This is a genomic window from Agriterribacter sp., from assembly GCF_035444585.1.
Taxonomy (GTDB): Bacteria; Bacteroidota; Bacteroidia; order Chitinophagales; family Chitinophagaceae; genus Agriterribacter.
Genome location: NZ_DAOMOZ010000268.1, coordinates 1 through 5,780, shown reverse-complemented (window position 1 = coordinate 5,780; position 5,780 = coordinate 1). Strand labels below are relative to the sequence as shown.

The following is a 5,780-nucleotide window of genomic DNA, read 5'->3' as shown; positions in this document are numbered from 1 at the left end:
AAAAATAGAAAATATTAATCATCAACCTTTTACACCGATGTAACTGCAATGTGGGCTAAACCCTGGAGAACCGGATACCAATATAATGCATTTTTTTGATAAAAAAGAGCCCGGAGAAGAGGACTCCTCCAGGCTTACATCAATCCTTTATCATTGCAATCTTAATCAATAAAAACAATTATTCCGGGGAAAAAGTAAGGATTTACAGGGTTATAAGTGTAAACATGCGGGGCTGTAATGTTTTCTTCTTAACAAGCCTGCTTACTCTCCGGCAGTTTTCTTTACCTTCTCTTGTAATGAACAATTATTTAAGCGCTCACAGCCTTGTTAACCAGTGTAGCGGCTTCACTCAGCAGTATTGCGGATTGCACTTTAAGACCACTTTCTTCAATTAATTTTTTTGCCTCTTCTGCATTGGTGCCCTGCAAGCGTACAATAATAGGAACCTGTATATTTCCTATTGAATTATAAGCGTCTATAACGCCCTGGGCAACGCGGTCGCAGCGTACAATGCCGCCAAATATATTAATGAGGATCGCTTTTACTTTAGGATCTTTCAAAATAATGCGGAAGCCGGCTTCCACGGTTTGCGCGTTGGCTGTGCCACCCACATCAAGAAAGTTCGCAGGCTCACCACCGCTCAGCTTGATCATATCCATGGTAGCCATGGCCAGCCCGGCGCCATTTACCATACAGCCTACATTGCCGTCTAACTTTATGAAGTTAAGATTGTATTTGTGCGCTTCTACTTCCGTAGGATCTTCTTCACTGATATCACGCAAAGCCTCCAGGTCGGTATGCCGCATCAAAGCATTGTCATCGAGGTTCATTTTGCAGTCTACCGCAATAATTTTTTCATCGCTGGTTTTAAACAATGGATTTATTTCAAGCATGCCGCAATCAAGCTCCACGTACGCTTTATATAAATTGGTAACGAATTTCACGCAATTCTTAAAAGCCGCTCCGCTTAGTCCCAGGTTGAAAGCAATTTTACGGGCCTGGAAAGGAAGCAAACCACCTGAAGGGTGAACCCATTCCTTAAATATCTTATCGGGTGTATCATGGGCTACCTGCTCAATATCCATACCCCCTTCCGTGCTGTACATGATCACATTTTCTCCCCTGCTGCGGTCGAGCAGTATAGAAAGATAAAATTCCTTTACGGGATTAGGTCCCGGGTAGTATACATCCTGCGCAACCAGTACTTTGCTTACCAATTTGCCTGCAGGTCCGGTTTGTACGGTTACCAGGGTGCGTCCGATAATATTTCCGGCAATGTTTTTGATATCTTCTGCGCTTTTACCAACGGCCACGCCCCGTTGTTCTGAACCCTGTATCCTGCCTTTTCCGCGACCACCGGCATGGATCTGCGCTTTAACTACTGCAAAATTGTTCCCATAATGCACTTTCAGTTGTTTGTATGCTTCTTCCGCTTTTTCGGCGGTATCAACGGGTATGCCATCCTGAACGGGAACATTGAATTTTTTCAGCAGCTCTTTAGCCTGGTATTCGTGCAAGTTCATGTGTAAAAATTTCAGCGAAAATAACGCAGAAAGAGGGAATAGAAAAATTGAGATGGATGCCGGTCAGGTGCAGCGCTCTTTGAAGCACTTAAGAGAAGCGTTGAAAATAATACGGGGAAAATTGTTATAGCGAAGAGAAATAAAAAAAGCAACAGAAAACGGAGAATATTTTTCAGGTTGTGAAGGGGATCAGTCTGAGAAGCTTATCCCATTTCCTGTTGCTGTTAAGGTTGCAATGATTTAAACGGACGGTTAAAATGCACTGCGGCTTTCATTCGGGTATTGGATTGGTGTTCGTCGGACAGCTGTGGTTTTTACAAGGTATCGGACCGGTGGTTTTCGAGATATTGGATGTAAGGTTAGGAATTGGATTGGTTAAGGATCTATCGGATTTGTTACACAAAGGAACGATGTTCAGCCATCCCGGAAAATAGGTCTGCCTATCATTGTTTAGTCATTGTTTCACTACAGGGCGGGAAAATTACGATAAAAGCATGGTAAGCATTTACCCGTAGCAGTGTATGTACTGTGCGTTTTGCAATGTATAACGCTGTAGAATACAACATTGGTGCAGGTAGCCGCGGTCGTATTTATGCAGGATTTTTCATTGAATGCACGGAAAAATACGAACTGCATATTGAGAACACGAGCGACTTTATTATTTAAAGTGCATGATTTTTATCCTGTAAGCCTGTTTCAAATTGAGATAAGATAACGAAAGGCGTGTGCTGTTGATGCCGGCGGTGGGTATTTAAGGACAAAAGGATTGAGGCTGTTTAAAACAATGAAAGCTGCGTATGCCTGGCCGATGCCTGTTTTGGCAAATATTCCGATTCATCTGTAATGCAGTAAACAGGGGTTTCGTGGTAGCGTGATGCCACAACAATGGTAGTACCATTGGCTTCTTTATTGAAAATCTGTTCAACCAATTCAGGGCTGTTGTTGTTTTTAGACAAATGCGATAGTATCAGGTGTGTCAAATGCTTTGATCTGTACTGCGTAAATAATTCAAGAGCCTGCACATTCGACAAATGCCCGTTGCCTCCGCTGATGCGTTTTTTTAAATAATAAGGATAGCTGCCATTGGCAAGCATATCCTCACAATAATTCGCTTCCAGAAAAACAGAGTGGCATTGGCTGAAGTGGCGGATAACATGGGTGCATGAATTGCCGATATCGGTAAAAACGCCTACTTTAACGCCGTTGCTGGATACTACAAAGCTGTGCGGATCGCAGGCGTCATGACATTTGGGGAAGGCAGTGATCATTAAATTCCCAATGGTTACCGGCTGCTGCGGAACAAAACTTTGAACAAGATGTTCTTCAACCAAAATGGATGCAGCACGCAAAGTGGTATCTGTGATGTATACAGGAAGCTGAAATTTTTTAGACAATACCGGTATGCCGTTGATATGATCAGAATGTTCATGAGATACGAAGATCGCTTTAACCAGGCCCATGTCCAACCCCAGGCGCTTCATTCTTTTTTCGGTTTCCCTGCAGGAAATACCTGCATCAATCAATACGGCTTCGTTCTCATTGCCTATATAGTAACAGTTGCCATTGCTGCCCGAATTTAAAGATGTAATGTAAAGCGGCATAGTCCGCAAAAATAAGAAAGAGCGCTAATGGATGCGTTACAATTATTTCCACATCCTTATTTTGCCTGCAATTGAAAATGCTCCACTTTATTTTTAATGGGTTTGATCGTTTTCAGATATGCATAAATGGCTCTCAGGTCGGTGGTATCCATTCCCGCGTACATTGACCATGGCATAATGGTGTTCACCTGGTCGGGCGCAAGCTTAGCTACATTTGCGGGATCGGTATAAGACCTGAAGCGGGCTATAAACGCATCCTCCGTCCAGTTGCCGAGCCCGGTTTCTGCATCAGATGTAATGTTAGCGGAGCGAACGACCCCGTTCCCCATTTGAAATTCCCTGCCCCCTGCGTATGCCAGTTCGGGGATCGGCTGACCTTTCTTTACCTGGGTATGGCATTCAATACAAGCCGCAATGGTAACAATATAATGGCCATAATTTACCAGGTCTGTTTTCACAGGGCGTTCCAACGGAACTGCGTTGGCAGGAATGGTATTAAGTATAAAATTCATTGGAAAATCTATGCTGCGCTGAGGTATTTCACTTTTAATGGGCGAAAGCTGCCGCAGGTACGCGATGATATCGTATACGTCTTCCTTATCCATTTTGCCATAGTGCAAATAAGGCATTACCGGAAATAACGCGTTCCCGTTTCTGTCTACACCGGTGGTTATAGTGCGGAAAATTTCTCCATCGGTCCATGATCCAAGGTTTTCAGGCGTAATATTTCTTGAATAAAAAGTCCCCGGAAACCCTACTTCTCTCCCGAAGTATTCTCCTCCCTTTCCCAATGTGCCTGGTAAAAGCGGACCCGTAAAGCGGCCCCAGTCGCGGGTTGAATGGCAATCCATACAAACAGCTACATGATTGGCCAGGTATTCGCCGTGTTTAATGCGTTCAGGCGTCACCGTTACAGAGAGGGTGGGTGACGGTTCTACATCGGGCAGGGCAAATTTTAAATATCCGGCTATACCCGCAATTGCGATGACAAGAATGAGAAAAATGATCAGGAAGACTTTTTTCATTGACGTATAGTTAAAGGTTGAATAGAAGAATTACGAGGTAAGCAAATTGTTGGGCGGATCCGGCAGGAGACAAAAATAACACATCCTGAATTATTTATATAATTTTTTATTGAAATAATTGAATAAAATTCATGCAATATTAAGGATAGTTGAACAAAAGGCAACTGATCGCAACAAAACTTAAATGGTTTTCTGTTTCCCCGGAATGGTGATAAATTTCCCCAGGTTGATGGCTATAATTATGGAGAGAACCTTTTTAAAACAAAAAAGTATAATTCGAAATAAGCGGGTAAGGTTTTTGTAGCTTTGTTCTTATGCTTTTATAACTTAAAAAATTTATTGCTATGAATTTTCGCTTCATTAACCAACGATCATTGTGTATGTTAGCCCTTTTACCGGCTGTTGCGCTTGTTTTTTCCTGTAACAATCCATCAGATACTGCTGAAACAACTGTAGATAGCACAAATGTAATGGATCCGGCTACCGATGCTGCTGCTGTTCCCCTCGTAAACCATGCCGAAGCTGTACTGACCGGCACTTATGCCGACACTACTGTATCCGGTACCGCAAAGTTTGATGCAGATGATAACGGCAAAGTAAAAATGGAACTGGAAATAACCATTCCCGCTAAAGCCGGAAAAAGTGTAGCCGTTCATATACATGAACATGGCGATTGCGGCGACAATGGAAATATGTCGCACGGGCACTGGAATCCAACCAACAAACAACATGGTAAATGGGGAAGCGCCGACTTTCATTCGGGTGATATAGGAAATGTGCAGTTAGACAACCAGGGAAAGGGTACGCTTACGCTTGAAACTGATTTATGGACGCTGGGCGGAGGTCCTGAAAAGAATATCTTGGATAAAGCGCTTATTGTGCATGGCGGTACGGACGATTATACATCGCAGCCATCCGGCAATGCCGGTACCAGGATAGGATGCGGAGTCATCAAGTAAACGGCCGGCCGCATCAAGGTTTTGAATTCGTTACTTATTGATACTATTATTGCCGTTAACATAAGTATATGCTTAATGTTAGCGGCAATTTTATGCAAAAAAGGAAGCAACTGTTGGATGTATTGCAACAGGATGAACCTGCTGGCATTCCGGAATGGCTGAAACAGGAAGTTCATAAACGCATTAAGAAATACAAGTAAATATCCCGAACTACTCATTGAAGAAAAACAGGTATTGAAAATAATAGATAAAATGTAATGCCCGGGTTTAAAGTTGCCTGTTCTCCCGGATCGCTGCAGGAGATAAATCGCATCGTTGACCTGGTACAATACATCTGCCAAAGGCCTGGGCGACCGATTCAAAAAAAATCTGCTCACCGAAATTGCCGCCATTAAACAAAACCCGTTTGCGAGGTCTTTTCGCTATGATGAAGTCCGCTTTGCCGTGGTGAAAAAATTTCCTTATGCGGCTCATTATACTATTGACGAACAAGATCGTCTTATTAAGATACAAGCCGTTCCCGGCTTTGCCCAGGATTCGGAGATGAATTGGAAAATGAAATTTCCAAATTCATAACCTGAAATAGTATAAAAAACTGCTGCTTTCCCAAGTAACTTCTTTAGTACACCTTAGAAACCCACCGTCTTTGACGGTGGTAATGTTCGTTAGGCT

6 protein-coding genes are annotated in these 5,780 nt (G+C 43.0%); 3 read left to right on the top strand and 3 right to left on the bottom strand.

Features of this window, described 5'->3' with window-relative positions; genetic code table 11:
* Positions 1-308: 308 nt before the first annotated feature.
* The 3 genes from sucC to PLH26_RS19575 form a co-directional block, all read right to left on the bottom strand.
* A complete protein-coding gene (gene sucC / locus PLH26_RS19585) occupies positions 309-1,523 on the bottom strand; it encodes an ADP-forming succinate--CoA ligase subunit beta (RefSeq protein WP_324587712.1) in 1,215 nt (404 codons plus the stop codon).
* 776 nt (positions 1,524-2,299) lie between these two features.
* Positions 2,300-3,124: an MBL fold metallo-hydrolase gene (locus tag PLH26_RS19580; RefSeq protein ID WP_324587711.1), complete on the bottom strand. Its 825-nt coding sequence runs from the start codon at positions 3,122-3,124 to the stop codon at positions 2,300-2,302.
* Positions 3,125-3,180: 56 nt separating this feature from the next.
* Positions 3,181-4,149, bottom strand: a complete 969-nt coding sequence (locus tag PLH26_RS19575; RefSeq protein WP_324587710.1) for a cytochrome C — start codon at positions 4,147-4,149, stop codon at positions 3,181-3,183.
* Between the two features lie 380 nt (positions 4,150-4,529).
* On the opposite strand from PLH26_RS19575, the gene PLH26_RS19570 reads away from it, so the two are divergent.
* The 3 genes from PLH26_RS19570 (at position 4,530) to PLH26_RS19560 (ending at position 5,684) form a co-directional block, all read left to right on the top strand.
* Positions 4,530-5,108 carry a superoxide dismutase family protein gene (locus tag PLH26_RS19570; RefSeq protein ID WP_324587709.1) on the top strand — a complete coding sequence of 193 codons (579 nt, stop codon included), beginning with the start codon at positions 4,530-4,532 and terminating at the stop codon, positions 5,106-5,108.
* 68 nt (positions 5,109-5,176) lie between these two features.
* The gene (locus PLH26_RS19565; protein WP_324587708.1) at positions 5,177-5,308 is read left to right on the top strand and encodes a hypothetical protein; all 132 of its coding nucleotides are present in this window, start codon (positions 5,177-5,179) and stop codon (positions 5,306-5,308) included.
* A gap of 115 nt (positions 5,309-5,423) precedes the next feature.
* Entirely contained in the window at positions 5,424-5,684 is a 261-nt protein-coding gene (locus PLH26_RS19560) for a hypothetical protein (RefSeq protein WP_324587707.1), read from the top strand.
* Positions 5,685-5,780 lie beyond the last annotated feature (96 nt).